This window comes from Sorangium sp. So ce375, from assembly GCF_051473855.1.
GTDB lineage: Bacteria > Myxococcota_A > Polyangia > Polyangiales > Polyangiaceae > Sorangium.
Genome location: NZ_CP150335.1, coordinates 515,293 through 530,686, shown reverse-complemented (window position 1 = coordinate 530,686; position 15,394 = coordinate 515,293). Strand labels below are relative to the sequence as shown.

Here is a 15,394-nt window from a genome sequence, read left to right as displayed (position 1 = left end):
CCGAGCGAGCTCGTGGAGGCAATACCGGACTTAACAGGAGCAAAGACGCCTCGAATGTGACGTTTTGCCGCAGGCGACGCTCGTCGACCCCGGTGTCCCCACCGGATCACGAGCCGTGTCACGCAAGCACGATGGACAAGAGGCGCAGCCTGACCGCGAGGCGGCGCTCGGAGCTCAGCCGGCGACGTCGAGCTTGCGGCCGGCCGGCTTGTTGATGTCGGCGAAGAAGTCGTTGCCCTTGTCGTCCACGACGATGAAGGCGGGGAAATCCTCGACCTCGATCTTCCAGACGGCTTCCATGCCGAGCTCGGGGTACTCGAGCGCCTCGACCTTCTTGATGCAGTCCTTCGCGAGGCGCGCGGCCGGACCGCCGATCGAGCCCAGGTAGAAGCCGCCGTGCTTCTTGCACGCCGCGGTGACGGCGGGCGAGCGGTTGCCCTTGGCGAGCATGACGAAGCTGCCTCCGTTCGCCTGGAAGAGGTCGACGTACGCGTCCATCCGGCCGGCCGTGGTGGGCCCGAACGAGCCAGAGGCATAACCCGCCGGCGTCTTCGCGGGACCCGCGTAGTAGACCATGAACTCCTGCATGTAGCTCGGCATGCCGTCGCCGCGATCGAGGCGCTCCTTGATCTTCGCGTGCGCGATGTCTCGCGCGACGATCATCGGCCCGGTCAGCGAGAGCCGCGTGCGGATGGGGAACTTCGAGAGCTCCGCGCGGATCTCGCGCATGGGACGGCGGAGGTCGAGCTTCACGACCTCGCCCTCGAGATCCGCGTCCGTCGTCTCGGGCAGGTACTTCGCGGGCTCGGTCTCGAGCTGCTCGAGGAAGATGCCCTCGCGCGTGATCTTGCCGAGCGCCTGGCGATCCGCGGAGCACGAGACGGCGATGCCGACAGGGCACGAGGCGCCGTGGCGCGGCAGGCGGATGACCCGCACGTCGTGGCAGAAGTACTTGCCCCCGAACTGCGCGCCGATCCCCGTCCGCTGCGCGAGCTCGAGCACCTTCTGCTCGAGCTCGCGATCGCGGAAGCCGCGCCCGCGCGCGTTGCCGTCGGCCGGGAGCGTGTCGAGGTAGCGCGCCGAGGCGAGCTTCGCGACCTTGAGCGTGTACTCGGCCGACGTGCCGCCGACGACGATGGCCAGGTGGTACGGCGGGCACGCCGCCGTGCCGAGCGCGCGGATCTTCGCCTCGAGGAAGGAGAGCAGGCTCTCGGGGTTCAGGAGCGCCTTGGTCTCCTGATAAAGATAGCTCTTGTTCGCGGAGCCGCCGCCCTTCGCCATGAACAGGAGCTTGTAGGCGTCGCCGTCCGTCGCGAAGATCTCGATCTGCGCGGGGAGGTTGTCGTTCGTGTTGACCTCCTTGTACATGTCGAGCGGCGCGAGCTGCGAATAGCGCAGGTTCTGCGCGCGGTAGGTCTCGAAGACGCCGCGCGCGATCGCGGCCTCATCGCCGCCGCCCGTGAAGACGAGCTGGCCCTTCTTGCCCATGACGACGGCCGTGCCGGTGTCCTGGCACGACGGGAGCACGCCCCCCGCGGCGATGCTCGCGTTCTTGAGGAGCTCGAGGGCGACGAAGCGATCGTTCGAGGAGGCCTCGGGATCGCCGAGGATCCGCGCGAGCTGCGCGAGGTGACCGGGCCGGAGGAGGTGGGCGATGTCGCGCATCGCCTCGCGCGCGAGCAGGGTGAGCCCCTCCGGCTCGACCTTGAGGAAGGTCGAGCCGGCGGCGTCGAAGGTGGAGACATGGTCGCGGCTGACGAGGCGGTAAGGGGTCTCGTCATGGCCGAGGGGCAGCATGTCCTGGTACTGGAAATCGGTCATCGTTCGGGTCTCCGGGGAAGCAGAGAGACAGAGAGACAGAGAGACAGAGAGACAGAGAGACAGAGAGACAGAGCGGCTGCAGGTCCCTCCTTCTTTGCATGGCTCCGGCCCCGGGCTCAACACCCACCCAGCGCCGGCCGTCACGCGGGGAGCTCGCGCGCCACGTCGTCGAGGACGGCCGAGATCGACCGCAGGAGCGGCTCGCGGGCGCTCCGCAGGAAGAAGTGCCCGCCGGGGAACATCTCGATCCGGAAGGCCCCGCGCGTGTGATGGCGCCAGCCTTCCATCTCGGCGCGGCCCGCGCGCTCGTCGTCGAGGCCCCCGAACGCGGAGATCGGGCAATCGAGCGGGGCCTCGGGGACGAACGGCTCGACCTCGTTGACCGCGAAGTCCGCGCGCAGGATAGGCAGGAAGAGCGCGAGGAGCTCCGGCTCGCGCAGCACGTCGTCGGGCGTGCCGCCGATGCGGCGGAGCTCCTCGACGAACTCGGGCTCGGGCAGGCCGTGGAGCAGCTCAGGGACGGGGACGTGAGGCGGGCGCCGGCCCGACACGAGGAGATGGCGCGGCAGCGGCGCGCCCCGCCGGCGGAGCTCGCGCGCGAGCTCGAAGCACACAAGCGAGCCGAGGCTGTGACCGTACAGCGCGAACGGCTTCGTGAGCCACGGCTCGATCGCGGTGGCGAGGGCCTGGACGAGCGGTGTCAGGCGCTCGAAAGGCGGCTCGCTCATGCGCGCCTCCCGGCCGGGGAGCCTGAGCGGGCAGAGCTCCGTGTGCGCGGGGAGCTCGCGCCACCAGGTGCTGTAGATCGACGAGCCGCCGCCCGCGTAAGGCGCACAGAAGAGGCGAAGCCGGGCGGCAGGGTTCGGCCGCGGCAAGCCGACCCAGGGATCGCGGATCGAGCCGGTGATCGTCATCGTGGGGCGCTCAGGGTAGCTCGCCCCTGACGCGCTCGCCCCCTACCATTTGCTGCCCAGGGCAACACGGATGGTGGCGACCTTCCCCGCGTCCAGGCCGAAGCCGAGGTCGTCGTCGAGCGCGATCAGCGCGCCGACGCGGGTGAAGGAGCCCTTCACGAGCGGCTCCCAGCCGACGAACGGCTCCGCCGCCAGCTGGGCGGAGTTGCTCGAGGAGAGGGGGAAAGCCGCCTGAAGGCGCATGCCGAGGCCGAAATTGCCGAACGGGCGAAACTCGATCTCGTTGCCCTGCTCGACCACGGTCTTCGTGTCGTCCCAGTCTCGGGTCGGAAAGAAGCTCTGAATCGCGAGATCGTGGGTGAGGAACAGGACCTTGCCGACGTTGATCTCGGTCCCGACGCGCGCCCGGAAGGCCCAGTGCGCGAGCAGCACGCGCTGCGCATCGAAGTAAGCCCGCGCGGGAAAATTCGCCACCGACGCGACCTCGAGCTCCCTACCCGGGTGCGGGTGGAGCGGGATCGTCAAGCTCATGCCGCCGAATAGCGCCAGGATGGGCAGCACGTTGCCAGCATAGTGGAGGCCGAACGTTGGATTGCCGATGAAGAACTGGCTGTACTCTGCGTCGCTCTGGAACCGCCTGCCGAACAGGTCTGTGGACTGACGGCCAGAGACATCGCCGTAGACGAACGGGATCTCCGCGTCGAGGTGGAGCCCCGCGAAGACCTTGTACTGCGTGGCGGCGGTGATGGCGACGCCGAGCCGCGAGGACTCCTCGACGGAGGCTTCCTCGCCGCCAGCCGCCGCGATCTGCTCCTGGTAAGACGAGCTGAGGACGTCGATCTCGAATCCGAACCGGCCGCCCTGGCTCTTGGCCCAACGCTCCTTCGTCTTGTCCGTGATGGGCTGCCGCGGCGCGGCCTCCTGCGCGAGCGCAGGCGCGGCCAGGGAGAGCGTGAGGAACAGGGTCCCAAGAGCCGCTTTGGTCGTGCTCACCTGGTGTCTCCCATCTCGTTCTCAACTCGCGGGCTGCGCGGGCGATTGACCACCTTGTCGCACCGTCGCCGCAGCGTCGTACGGGAGAGCCCCCTGGCCGCGGCGAGCGCTCGGATCAATGCAGCTCCAGCGCCCTGGATGCAAGCCTTTTGACCGTCGCGACCCTGCGACGCTCTGCGTCGGTCCTAGAAGGAGCCCGCGAGCTGGAGAGACGCCGGCGCGATCTTGAGCCCCACCGAGGGAGACGACGCGCGCTCTCCGTCGCCGCGCTCCGGGTCTCCGCCAGCGACAGTCAGGTAGAGCGAGACGCCGCCGACGAGCACGGCGGCGCCCGCGAGCAGGTCGGCCGTGAGCGCGAGGGCCGCGGTCTTCGTCCGCGCTCGCTCGATGGCGCGGGCGTCGCCGGGATACCGATCGAGCGCGGCGCCGAGGTCACCGGAGGCGCCGAGCGCGAGCACCCCGGTCGTGGCCGCGCCGACGGCGAGCGCGCCGGTCGCGAGCCATGGGAGCACGGGCACGCTCCGCTGCTGGCGAGGCGCGCGGCCCACCGGGGCGCCCGGCGCCGGCGCGCGGCCCGTGCCCTGCGGGGCTCGCGCTTCGGGGAGCTCGATCTTGAGCTGAACGTGATCACCGCCGGCGACGTCGACGACCCTCATGACCGCAGGGCGGCCCGGCGCCTCGGCGACGATGCGGCGGCGTCCGGCGCTCATCAGCAGGGGCTCAGGGAGCGGCGTCTTGCCTGCCGGAACGTCGTCCACGGAGATCTCGACGCCAGGTTCCGATGTCGAGATCTCCACCGTCGCGACGCGGCTCCGCAGGACGGCGATGTCCCGCTCCACGTCGGCCCGCCGGCCGCCCGGGATCTGCGCGCCACCATCGGCGAGGTACTTCTCGAAGGCGCGCAGCGCGCAGGCGTAGTCCTTCAGCTGAAAACACGTACCCGCGATGTTGTAGAGCACCTGATACGCGGGAGCGAGCTCGTAGGCGCGGCGAAACTCGGTGAGCGCGGCGCCATAATCAACCTCGTTGTAGAGCTCGACGCCTCGCCGGAAGCGGGCGTCGGCCTCCTCGGTCCTGCCGGCGCCGGCAGGCTGCGCGAGCGCGCCGAGCGGGGCGCTGAGCAGCATCGCGGCGCAGAGGGCGAGCGCTCTCGGGGTCGTCATCGGGCGTACGGGCTCTCCGGATCGATCCCCCGCTTCGGCTTCTGCGCGGTGGACGGTGGCGACGACGGCCCAGCAGCGCTCGACGGCGCCGCGGCAGCGCTCGACGGCGCCGTGGCGACGCTCGACGGCGCCGCGGCGACGCCTGCCGGAGCGCTCCGGCCGATGGGGGCGGGTCTCACCGGCTGCGCTTCCGGCTCGCTCTTCAGCGCGAGGCTCAAGAAGAGATCGTTGCTCGCCGTGACCCTCTCTTCCTGAGCGATGAAGCCGGGCGCCTCGGCGCGGATGACGTGCGCGCGGCCATCCCTGGCGAGGCGGCCCTCGTAGGCGCCGATCGACGCCGGCGACCCATCGATGGAGAGCTTCGCGTCGGCCGGCGAGACGCGGACGACGAGGCGGATGGCCTCGTCCTCCTTCGGAGAGGGCTCCGCCGCAGGCGGCGCGGCGAGGTGCGCTTCGCGGCGCTCGTCCGCCGCGATCCTCCATGGCTGCACACGCAAGACGCCGACGCTCGCGGCGACCCCGAGGGCGACGAAGGTGGACGCTATCAAGAAGAGAGCGCGGTTCGAGCGCGCGGCGCGCTCCTTCGCCTCGGTGGTGCTCACCGAAGGGAGCATCGAGCTCCCGTCCGTGGTGGGGGTGACAGCCGCGGGCGCGGTCAGCGTCGGCGTCATCGACACCGGACCGGTGCCCAGCTTCGGCAGGTCGGGCGTCAGCGTGACCCTGGGATAGCTGCCGGTCCAGCGCACGCCGCGCAGCTGCTCCTCCACGACTTGCTTGATCCGCGCCCGATCGTCCGCGAACTGGCCGGCCACGATCTCGCCGGCCTCCCGCGCGGTCATGCCCCGGTGGTGCTCGCCGAGCCAGCGCTCGAGATCCGCCTGCAGCTCGGCCGCGGTGGCATAGCGGTGCTCGAGCGCGGGCGCGAGCGCCTTCTGGCAGATCCGCTCGATCTCGGGGTCGATATCGACCTTGGACGCCTCTTCCCTGAGGCTCGGAACCTCTCCGAGGGCGAGCCGCCCGAGGATCGCGAGGTCGTTGAAGCCCTTCCACATGCGCCTCCGGGCGATCGCCTCCCAGAGGATCACACCCATGGAGAAGACGTCGGACCGCCTGTCGACGCGCTCTCCGCGCGCCTGCTCCGGCGACATATACGACACCTTGCCCTTGAGCGTTCCGGTGCGCGTCTCCGTCAGCGAGTCGGCCGCCTTGGCGATCCCGAAGTCGACCACCTTGATCACGCCATCATAGGTGACGAAGATGTTCTGCGGGCTCACGTCGCGGTGGACCACGTGAATGGGCGTGCCATCGAAATCGCGCAGGTTGTGCGCGTAATGGAGGCCGGCGAGCGCGTCGCACAGGACGCGCACCTGGAGCGGGAGCGGCACCTTGTCGTGGCCCATGCGGGAACGAACGCTGCCGAGCGGCTGGCCGTCGAGGTACTCCATGGCGATGAAGAAGCGCGCCCCCTCGTCGCCGACCTCGTAGGTCTGCACCACGTTCGGATGATTCAATCGGGCCGCGAGGCGCGCCTCGTCGAGGAACATGGCGAGGATCTCGCCGTCCTCCACGAGCTCGGGCCGCACCCGCTTCAGCACGACGAGCTTGTTGAATCCGACAGGGCCCTGGGCGACCGCGAGGCAGACATCGGCCATGCCGCCCCTGCCGATCTCGGCAATCGGGCGATATTTCCGCCAACCATTGGGATCGCTGGGAGCGCTCATTCGACCTGGCCGGATCGATCCCCAGAGGGAGGACAGCCCGGCCCGGAGAATGCCCTCGACCTGTTACCTCGAAGCGGCTCCCATGTGACGTTCTCGCGAATGCGACGGGCTCTCAGCGACGGTTCTCGCCATGTCCCGGTCGGCCTTGCAGCGCGGCCCTACTTGACAGATACGATTCTATTTGTTCTCTTCTGCGCCAGAACAGAGCGCCCGCTCTGGCGAGGACGGCAGGGGCGCCCGCGAAGCCCTCGATCTCGGCCGCGCGGAGCGGCGTAGCGGCTCAACTCGCTCCAGAAGAGCGCCGGCGCGACGCTCCGGCCCAGAGCTCCTGCGCACGACCACCTCTCCCGAACGCGTCTGTGGCCAGCGCTCGGCGCGGCGTCAACAGCGCTCCTTGTTATCGGGTCATTGCAATGAACCACAAGCGCCGTCCCGTCGATTCATCACCTGCCGTCGCCCTCGCGCTCGCCATGGGCGCCCTCGCCACGGGCGCCCTCGCGTGCTCGCTCATCGTCGAGCAGCGCGATGTGCAATGCGACTCCGACGCGGACTGCGCGCGGTTCAACGGCGCCGTCTGCAATCTCACGGCCAGCGTCTGCGTGCCCTCGTCGAACGGCTCTGCCGGCGGCGAGGGCGACCCCATGACGGGAGGGTGCGCGGCGGCCGACAAGCCGACCGTCGAGATCACCGGGGATATCACGGAGGATTTCACGCTCAAATGTGACAAGAATTACACCCTCAAGGGCCAGGTGAACGTCTCGGCCGGGGCGACGCTGACCATCGAGAAGGGCACGACCCTCCTCGGCGAGACGAACCCGCAGGTCGCCGCCGCCCTCGTGGTGCACCCCGGATCCAAGCTCATCGCCGTGGGCACCAGGGATGAGCCCATCGTGTTCACGAGCAGCAAGCCCCCGAAGGATCGCATGCCCGGCGACTGGGGGGGAGTCATCCTCCTCGGCAACGCACCGACGAACCATGTGGACGCGAACGGCACACGCACCCCGGGCCAGATCGAGGGGCTGACGAACAATGGGCAATACGGGGGCATCGACGAGAACGACTCGAGCGGCACGCTCAAATACGTGCGCATCGAGTACTCCGGCGTGAAGCTCGCGCCGAACAACGAGATCAACGGGCTCACCCTCGGCGGGGTCGGCCGGGGGACGATCATCGATTTCGTCCAGGTGAGGCACGTGTCCGACGACTGCTTCGAGTTCTTCGGAGGCACGGTGAACGCAAAGCACCTCGCCTGCCAGTACAGCGGCGACGACGCCTTCGACTGGGACCAAGGCTATCGCGGAGAGCTCCAGTTCCTCGTGGCGCAGCTGGACCCGGACGTCGCAGAGGAGACGAACGGGTTCGAGGGGGACAATGACCCGCTCGCGCTCACGCCGGCGCTCGAGCCTCGGAGCGAGCCGACGATCTACAACGCGACGCTCTGCGGGAAAGGCGTGGACGTGGACAAGGAGCAGTACGGCATCCTCCTCCGCCGGTCGACGAAGGCGAACATCTTCAACACGATCGTCACGGGCTTCGAGTCGGGCCTCGACGTGCGCGATCTGGATCACGAGCAGAACATATCGAGCTCGATCTTCTTCAACCTGGTGAATCACTTCGCCTACGCCGAGGCGAGCGACGGAACAGGCATTCTCCAGGACGACGACGGGGGTTTCAATGAGATCGGGTTCCTGAGAGGACCTGATCGGAAGAATCGGGAGGAGGACCCCGGTATCCAGGGTTGCTTCAACCCTTCCGCGCCAGTCTTCGGCCCCGCGACGTCCCTCACCAAGGACGCGGCGGTGCCGCCGGACGACTTCTTCGACGCGAGCGCCGCCTTCATAGGCGCGTTCAAGGATGCGAGCGACACATGGGCCACGTCGGGGAAATGGGCCGTGTGGAGCCCGAACTGAGACATATCCCCGAATCTTTCGAGAGAATTCACAGGGAGACGGGGAGACGGGGGGAGAAAAAAAATCCAGCAATCTCCGCGTCTCCCTGCGAATTTCCCGCTGAACTACCGCGGGCGGCGCTCCAGCCGCCTGGCGAGGTCCCCGCGCTCTGCCGACTCCGCGCCCCCGCGCGCGCGAAGCGCGAGCGCGAGCACGCGCGGTAGATCGAGGGCCGCGCCGCGCGCGCGCATCTCCAGATAGGACCGCTCGTAATCGCGAGGCACCCGCAGCGACCAGTTCTGGTCGCCCACCGTCCCGGGGGTATTGTAGATCTCCTTCATCCCGAGCAGATCGGAGAAGAAGACCATCACGTTCGACGCCTGGCTCGCGAAGAGGTCGGCGAGCTTGGCCTGCGCCAGCAGGCGAGGATCGGACGCGAACGCGCGCGCCATCGCGCCCTCCTCGGCCGGCGAGGGCGCGAGGCGCGTGGCCAGGTACGCCGCCTGCCGCCCCAGCGCGGAGGTGCGCTCCCACGTGTCGAGGAGCCTCCAGAGCGGCGGCGTGTCGTGGGTCCCCACCATGATCCAGTCGGAGGGCGCGGCGTTCTCGCTGCGATAGACGTCCTTCGGGTTGTCGAGATCGGCCTTCTGCGTGACCCGGAAGCGCCCCAGCCCATGACGTTCGAGGACGGCCCCGAGCGGGAACGGGAGCGTGCTCAGGACCTCGCACACCACATCGGAGATGGCGCGCCCGCGGGCCTCCGCGCAGCGCGCGATCGTGTCGAATATCACGCTGTAGCGCCCGACCTGCTCCGGAGACAGCGAGGTGACCCAGTCGTCGGCGTACCGGGGCACGGCGCGGTTCAGCTGCGCGGGAGAGATGATGGCGTACCGCGCGAGCAACGGGTGCTCCGGCAGGTCGGGCGACGAGAACAGCCGCGCTCCCCCCTGGACGGCGCGGAGCGGATCGGGGGCGTCGGCGGCGTACACCCAGGGGCAGACGAGGCCGTGCGGGTGATCGAGGCGCACGCCGTCGAACTCGTCGAACATCTTGTCCATCCGCGCGCGCACGAGCGCGAGCCCGCCGGAGGAGGCGTCCTCGTACTGCGCGGGATCCAGGACAGGATAGCTCCACACCTGGCCCTCCGGGTTCGTCCGGCTCGGCGGCGCCCCCATCAGATAGCCCCTTAGGAAGACCGATTGATAGGCCCAGGCGTCCTGAGGCGAGTAGCCGATCTGCAGATCACCGTAGAGCTTGAGCCCGAGCTCTTCGGTCTCCGCCCGGAGCGCCGCGTGCTGCTCGTGCGCGAGGAGCTGGCAGAAGGCGTAGAAGCCGAGCTCGTCGCGGTACCGGTCGAGGAGCTCTCTCCTGCGCTCCCCGCACGCGATCACCTCGCCAGGGCCAGGCGCGAAGAGGCGCCGGTCCAGATCCGGCTCGCCAGACCAGGTGTGGAACCAGCCGCTCCGGTGCTCGGCGCAGAGGGGGCCGTAGAGCCCGTCCCTCTCGAGCCAGGCCGCGTTCCTCCGCCTGAACGCGTCGAGGCGGCCTTCTAAGTCGCCGAGCTCGCCGAGCTCGCCGGCGCTCCGCCGCCCTTCGAACGTCGCGTACGCCTCGCGGAGCGCGGCGCGCTGCGCGCGGTAGGCGTGGCCGTGCTGCGCGCGCCTTTCGCTGCCAGGGGGCTTCCCGGCGACGATCTTCCTGAACGACTCGGGGCGGAGGAGCGCGCCGGACGGGCCGCCCTCGACCAGCCGGGCGAGCGCGATCGACAGCGTGCTCCGCGAGAAGATGGTGCCGTCATACGGAGACGCGTTGTCGGCCGAGGTCTCCCCCTGCGGCCCGAGCTGGATGCCGTTGAAGCCGAGATCCCGTGCGAACCGGAGGAATCGGCGCCCGCCCTCGGTGTACGGGGACCCGCGCCCGATGTCCTCCGCGTCGTCCGAGGGGAAGCTCGGATCGTGGATCGCGAGCACGAGGTTGCGGATGCCCAGCAGCCGCAACGCGGCCGCGACGAGCCCCCTCTCGTCATCGCCCCATCGAGCCTGGACCGGCGTCGCGTCGCCCCTGTCGTTCCCGACGTCCTTCATCGTGGCAAGGTATAGCGATGAACGGATCCGACCGCCAACGCGCGAAGGAAAGAGTCACTCCCGCATCAGTGATGTGATTACACCGCTGTACGGCGAACCCTGAGCGCCTCTGTCAGGCCCCGAGCCGCGTGCCCGCCGCGACTCCCGAGGTCGCGCCCGCGGCCTCCACCATCGGCAGCGTGAAGAAGAACGTGCTCCCCTCGCCCACCTTGCTCTCGACCCAGATCCGCCCGCCGTGCACCTCGACGAGCGCCTTCGCGATCGAGAGGCCGAGCCCCGTGCCCTTGTGGGCCGTCTCCTTCGCCTGCCAGTAACGCTCGAAGATCCTCGCCCGCTGGTCCTCCGGGATGCCCGGGCCGGTGTCGCGCACCGAGAGGCGCACCTCCCGGCCCCACGGCTCGGCCCGGATCGCGACCTCGCCGCCAGCCGACGTGAACTTGATCGCGTTGCCGACGAGGTTGGCGATCACCTGCAGGATCCGCTCGCGATCGCAGAGCGCCCGATCGACGCCGAGCTCGACGCTCTGCTCGAGGCGCAGCGATTTCTCCGCCGCCTCCTCCCGCAGGAGCTCGAGGGCGTCGCCGAGGAGGCCAGCGACGTCGTGCGGCACCGGCTGGATCGAGATATGGCCGCCGTCGAGCTTCGCCAGGTCGAGCAGATCGCGGATGAGTCGGTTCATGCGATCCGCCGCCTTCTGGATGCGCTCGACGGGGCGCCGCACGTCGACCGCCTCGTCCGAGCTCGGCAGCTTCCGGCGCAGGAGGCTCGTGTTCATGACGATGGTGGCGAGCGGGCTCTTGAGATCGTGCGACACCACCGCCACGAGCTCCTCCCGGGCCCGGATCGCACGCTGCGCGCTCTCGTACAGCCGCGCGTTGTCGATCGCCAGCGCCGCCCGCCGCCCGAGATCCTCGGCGAGCGCCCGATCCTCCACGCCGTACGTGAGGTCGTCGCGGCCGGACGCGATGGTGAGCACGCCGAGCATCGTGCCGCGCGTGACGAGCGGCACGGAGATGTAGCGCCGCAGGCCGAGCTCCATGAGGAGCGCCTCGCTGGCCGACGCCGGCGGCTCGCTGTCGTACGAGGCGCCCTCGTCCTCCGGGGCGGCGGGCGCGCCCGCGACCTCGCAGAGCACGGCCTCGCCCGTCTCCAGCACGCGCGCCACGCCGGACGGGAGGACCGAGTCCATCGGCGTCTGGCCTTGCAGGAGGCGCGCGAGCTCGCTCTTCTGAGGATCGGCGTGGACGACGACCGCTCGCCGGAGCATCGCCTCGCGCTCGATGATGTCGACCATGCACCAGTCCGCGACGAACGGGACCGGCAAGCGCGCGACGCGCACAAGCGTCGCCTCGTAGTTCAGCGAGCTGGAGAGCAGCCGGCTCGCCTCCGAGAGGAACGCCGCGCGCCGCTGCGCCGCCTCCGCCGCCGCGCGCCCCGCCTCCGCGGCGGCGAGGTTCCGCGCCCGCTCGCGCTCGTTCTCGATCATGCGGGCGTAGAGCAGGCGGTGTACGAGCGCCGTGCGGAAGGTCGCCGTGAGCCGGCGCATCATGCCCCGGTACCGAGGCGCGAACGGCGGCTCGCCCTCGAAGCAGAGGAGGAGGCTGGACGCGCCGCTGTCGCCCTGCCCCTCCAGCGAGAAGTGCCATGTCACGAGCCCAGGCCGCGCGAGCTCGGGGTACGGCAAGGAGAGGCCCGCGCCCTCGCCGGCCGGCTCGCCCGCCGCGGGCGGAGAGCGCGGCGGGATGGGCAGCGCGCGCGAGCTCGCCGACAGCCCGGCGGCGTCGAGGAGCCGCGGGGCGAGCGGGGCCGGCTCGACGAGCACGAGCACCGCGATACAGCTCAGCCGCTCGGCGAGCCGCTCCAGGAAGACCGCCATCGACTGGTGAGGATCGAAGAGGTCGAGCGCCGCGACCGTGAGCTCCTGGAGGACGCTGAGGAGCGCCAGCCGTTCCTCCTGGATCTCATGATCTTCGCCGCTCGCCATGACAGGGCTCCAACCGCTCCGTCGCTCAGGCCCCCAGGGCGAGCACCACAGCGGTCTTGTTGTGGAACTGCGGCACGCCGCGGCCCAGCGTGCCGACCTCTCCGAAGGTCAGACAGCCCATCACGGGCACGCTCTCGCCGAGCTCGCTCTCGAAGGTGGTCAGCTCGTCGCGCACGGTGTCGCCGAGCATCATGCACCGCGAGATGCAGTCGAACACGAACGCGCCGGCGATGGGCCCGGCCACCGCGTCGCGCGCCGTGGTCGCGGCCTCGCGCGCGGCGCCGACGAGGCCGATGGGGTCACCCTCCATGACGCGGATGAGGCACCCGTCCGGGACCTCGCCGACGCAGTAGAGCCCCCCCGGCGAGACCACGCGCAGCGGGTCGCGGATGACGTGCTCGCCGTCGGCCTGCGGGATGCCGAGCGGGTGGGTCATGGCGAACGAGGCGAAGCCGTCGAGGTTCACCTGATCCCCCCTCGCCCGCGCGGCGCGCTGGTAGACCGAGAAGGCGCCCTCGTACTCGAGCTCGGCGAGCACCATGCCCTCGGCGCGGGTGACCATGGTCGGCGGACCGTACGGCCGGAAGCCGTGGCGGATGCCGGTGGCCATGCGCGACGGCGAGTCGATCGCGACAACGACGACGCTGTCCGAGTACGCGCGGCCGCCCGCGAACTGCGCGGTGCGCACGAAGCGGAGGTTATCGCCCGCGCCGCCGCCGGCCCAGACGACGCCCGTCCCGCCGACCTCGACCGCGCCGCGCACCACGTCGGCCGCGTTGCCCGTGACCGCGTCCGGCAGCACGATGAGCGCGCGGCTCCACCCCGCGGGGACGGACGACGGAAACGCCTCGAGAGCGCGCGAGGCGGCGAGCACGCCGGCGCGCCGCCCGTCCTCGCTCACCGGCTGCGCGACCCCGACGCCGACACGCACCGTCTCCGAGGCGACCAGCCCCACCACGAGCCCCTGCCGGAGCAGCCGGCTTCCGGCGAAGACCCCCGCCGTACAGCACCCCGCCCAGGGGACCCCGGGCAGCTCGCTCGTCACGGCCGCGGCGAGCGCGTCGGCGTCGTACTGGTCCGTCGATAAGACGAGCGCGAATGCCGGTCGCGCCACGTGCTCAGCGCGCGAGGGCCGCGAGAATCCACCGAGCGCCGCCGCCACGGCCTCCGAGGCGGCCGCCTTCGGATCCTCCACGGAGCTCGCGCCGACAAATACCTGTGTCGCCATGTTGTCTCCCCCCGGAATTTGGGCACTCGCGTTATACTGGAGATTTATCCGATCGTCACGGCGCGCGGTTATCCTGTGATGTCATCCGTACAGGGCGCTCCCGCTCATCGAGCGACTCACGATTTTCCCGGTGCGATGCGCCTTGGCGAAAAACCAGGCAGAGCCATGGCAAGGCCCGTGAAGCGCGGCCCCGCGGAGGAGAGAGGGAGGCGCCCGAGACCCGAGAGGGCGGACCCTTATCCTTCAATACGACAACGTGCTCTGCAAGCTGGTCAGGCACGCTGGACACACACGATTCGACTGTACGGGAGCAATCAGGGTCTTGTGCAAACGCTGGACAACGTGGCGTCCACGGGAGCGACGTGGGATTGCGCGCCACGCTCGATGCCCGAGGCGGAATCGAGGCGAGTTCCTTGGGCGCCGCCGGACGCTGCGTGGTCGGCCCGCCTTGAAATACGGTCAGCGCCCGACGCTCGCCGAAGACGCTCGCCTGAAATGGGACGTTCGGGGACAGCCCTAGGGATCCGCAGGTAGAAGCGCGTACGTCAGGGGGTGCCAGAAACCGCCGCTCTCCGCCCCCGGAGCAGCCCCGATGGCCACGAGCACGAACGCTTCCCCGTCCGTGATGGCCGTCGCCGGCACGTCGCTGCGCTCCAGGATCTCGCGCAGGCGCACCGAGGAGGTCACCGTCGCGTCGACGGGATCGCGGGTCTCGATCGCCACGTCCTCGAGCGTGCCGAGGTCGCCCCGCGAGAACCCGGTGAACGGCGGAAACGGCGCGATCGCGCCGTACGAAAGGTCGTACGCGAGCGTCACCCCGCTCCCGAGGGCGCTCCCGGGCGTGAGCTCCACATGGACCACCGGCGTCGCCGCGCTCGCGTGCGCGACCTGCAGGCTCACCTTGCCGAAGCTCGTCCGCCGCGACATGGCGACCGCGACGAGGCCGGCGGTCGGCGTGTCGATCGAGTACGCGTCGCCGCAGCCTTGCTCCTCGCTCTCGTGCGTGTGCCCCTCGCCGCCGAGGCAGCCGGTGGCGACGAGGAGGAGGCTCTTCTCCTCGGCGAACACGGGCGCCGGCAGCACGGGGAGCCCGGCGGCCACGATCGGGGCGCCGGCCTCCGCGGCGAGCGCGAGGATCTCGGCGCAGTCGAGCCCCGCCGTCGCGCGGAGGTCGCCGGCGATCACGTGCGTCTGCAGGCTCGTCCCCCCGGGGATCGCCGCGCGGAGCGGCTCGACCGCCTGGGCCCGCGCGAACGCGAGGCCCTCGCCGTCGCTCGGCCAGGGATCCACGCCGGCGCCGGTGCCGTCGGGGTACGCGAGGAAGCAGAAGCGGACCGCGTCGTGATCGCTGACGCCGTTCACCACCGTGAGCTTTGTCGGCCCCGGCGGCTCGACCACATCGCCGCCGCCCGCGCCCGTGGTCGTCGCGCTGCTCGCCGTCGCTCCCGGGCCGCCGCCCGCGCCGGAGGTGCTCGCCGCGCTCGACGGCTCCCGGCCGAGGAGGTCGTGGTCATGCGTGCAGGCAGCCGCGACAGCGAGCGAGATCCCCCCGAGGCAGGCCCAACCGAACGAACGAACACGGAGCAGCACGCTGCGA

10 protein-coding genes are annotated in these 15,394 nt (G+C 70.3%); 1 reads left to right on the top strand and 9 read right to left on the bottom strand.

The window, feature by feature from the left end; genetic code table 11:
- Positions 1-174 precede the first annotated feature (174 nt).
- The 5 genes from WME90_RS02145 to WME90_RS02125 all read right to left on the bottom strand — a co-directional run bounded on the left by WME90_RS02145 (position 175) and on the right by WME90_RS02125 (position 6,612).
- Positions 175-1,821, bottom strand: coding sequence for a fumarate hydratase (locus WME90_RS02145; protein WP_437279379.1), 1,647 nt, complete (start codon positions 1,819-1,821; stop codon positions 175-177).
- A 140-nt stretch (positions 1,822-1,961) separates the two neighbouring features.
- Positions 1,962-2,735 carry a thioesterase II family protein gene (locus WME90_RS02140; RefSeq protein WP_437279378.1) on the bottom strand — a complete coding sequence of 258 codons (774 nt, stop codon included), beginning with the start codon at positions 2,733-2,735 and terminating at the stop codon, positions 1,962-1,964.
- 42 nt (positions 2,736-2,777) lie between these two features.
- Positions 2,778-3,728, bottom strand: a complete 951-nt coding sequence (locus WME90_RS02135) for a hypothetical protein (RefSeq protein WP_437279377.1) — start codon at positions 3,726-3,728, stop codon at positions 2,778-2,780.
- A 185-nt stretch (positions 3,729-3,913) separates the two neighbouring features.
- Entirely contained in the window at positions 3,914-4,891 is a 978-nt protein-coding gene (locus WME90_RS02130; RefSeq protein ID WP_437279376.1) for a PEGA domain-containing protein, read from the bottom strand.
- The gene (locus WME90_RS02125; RefSeq protein ID WP_437279375.1) at positions 4,888-6,612 is read right to left on the bottom strand and encodes a serine/threonine protein kinase; all 1,725 of its coding nucleotides are present in this window, start codon (positions 6,610-6,612) and stop codon (positions 4,888-4,890) included. The genes WME90_RS02130 and WME90_RS02125 overlap by 4 nt, the downstream gene beginning before the upstream one ends.
- Positions 6,613-7,025: 413 nt before the next feature.
- Here WME90_RS02125 and WME90_RS02120 point away from each other — a divergent pair, with 413 nt between their 5' ends.
- Positions 7,026-8,522 (top strand): hypothetical protein, encoded by a 1,497-nt coding sequence (locus WME90_RS02120; RefSeq protein WP_437279374.1) that lies wholly within the window; start codon positions 7,026-7,028, stop codon positions 8,520-8,522.
- Between the two features lie 104 nt (positions 8,523-8,626).
- Here the strand turns inward: WME90_RS02120 and WME90_RS02115 are convergent, their stop codons facing one another.
- From WME90_RS02115 to WME90_RS02100, 4 genes are all read right to left on the bottom strand, one after another.
- Entirely contained in the window at positions 8,627-10,585 is a 1,959-nt protein-coding gene (locus tag WME90_RS02115) for a 4-alpha-glucanotransferase (RefSeq protein WP_437279373.1), read from the bottom strand.
- A 112-nt stretch (positions 10,586-10,697) separates the two neighbouring features.
- On the bottom strand, positions 10,698-12,569 hold the full coding sequence (locus WME90_RS02110; protein WP_437279372.1) for an ATP-binding protein: 1,872 nt from the start codon (positions 12,567-12,569) through the stop codon (positions 10,698-10,700).
- A gap of 25 nt (positions 12,570-12,594) precedes the next feature.
- On the bottom strand, positions 12,595-13,797 hold the full coding sequence (locus WME90_RS02105) for an FIST signal transduction protein (protein ID WP_437279371.1): 1,203 nt from the start codon (positions 13,795-13,797) through the stop codon (positions 12,595-12,597).
- Between the two features lie 516 nt (positions 13,798-14,313).
- The gene (locus WME90_RS02100; RefSeq protein WP_437279370.1) at positions 14,314-15,387 is read right to left on the bottom strand and encodes a hypothetical protein; all 1,074 of its coding nucleotides are present in this window, start codon (positions 15,385-15,387) and stop codon (positions 14,314-14,316) included.
- Positions 15,388-15,394: the final 7 nt, after the last annotated feature.

What these genes read in the sequence shown, in the direction of transcription:
- WME90_RS02125 (WP_437279375.1), bottom strand. Translation starts at nt 6,612, where the DNA reads ATGAGCGCTCCCAGCGATCCCAATGGTTGGCGGAAATATCGCCCGATT.
- WME90_RS02145 (WP_437279379.1), bottom strand. Translation starts at nt 1,821, where the DNA reads ATGACCGATTTCCAGTACCAGGACATGCTGCCCCTCGGCCATGACGAG.
- WME90_RS02120 (WP_437279374.1), top strand. Translation starts at nt 7,026, where the DNA reads ATGAACCACAAGCGCCGTCCCGTCGATTCATCACCTGCCGTCGCCCTC.
- WME90_RS02140 (WP_437279378.1), bottom strand. Translation starts at nt 2,735, where the DNA reads ATGACGATCACCGGCTCGATCCGCGATCCCTGGGTCGGCTTGCCGCGG.
- WME90_RS02110 (WP_437279372.1), bottom strand. Translation starts at nt 12,569, where the DNA reads ATGGCGAGCGGCGAAGATCATGAGATCCAGGAGGAACGGCTGGCGCTC.
- WME90_RS02130 (WP_437279376.1), bottom strand. Translation starts at nt 4,891, where the DNA reads ATGACGACCCCGAGAGCGCTCGCCCTCTGCGCCGCGATGCTGCTCAGC.
- WME90_RS02105 (WP_437279371.1), bottom strand. Translation starts at nt 13,797, where the DNA reads ATGGCGACACAGGTATTTGTCGGCGCGAGCTCCGTGGAGGATCCGAAG.
- WME90_RS02115 (WP_437279373.1), bottom strand. Translation starts at nt 10,585, where the DNA reads ATGAAGGACGTCGGGAACGACAGGGGCGACGCGACGCCGGTCCAGGCT.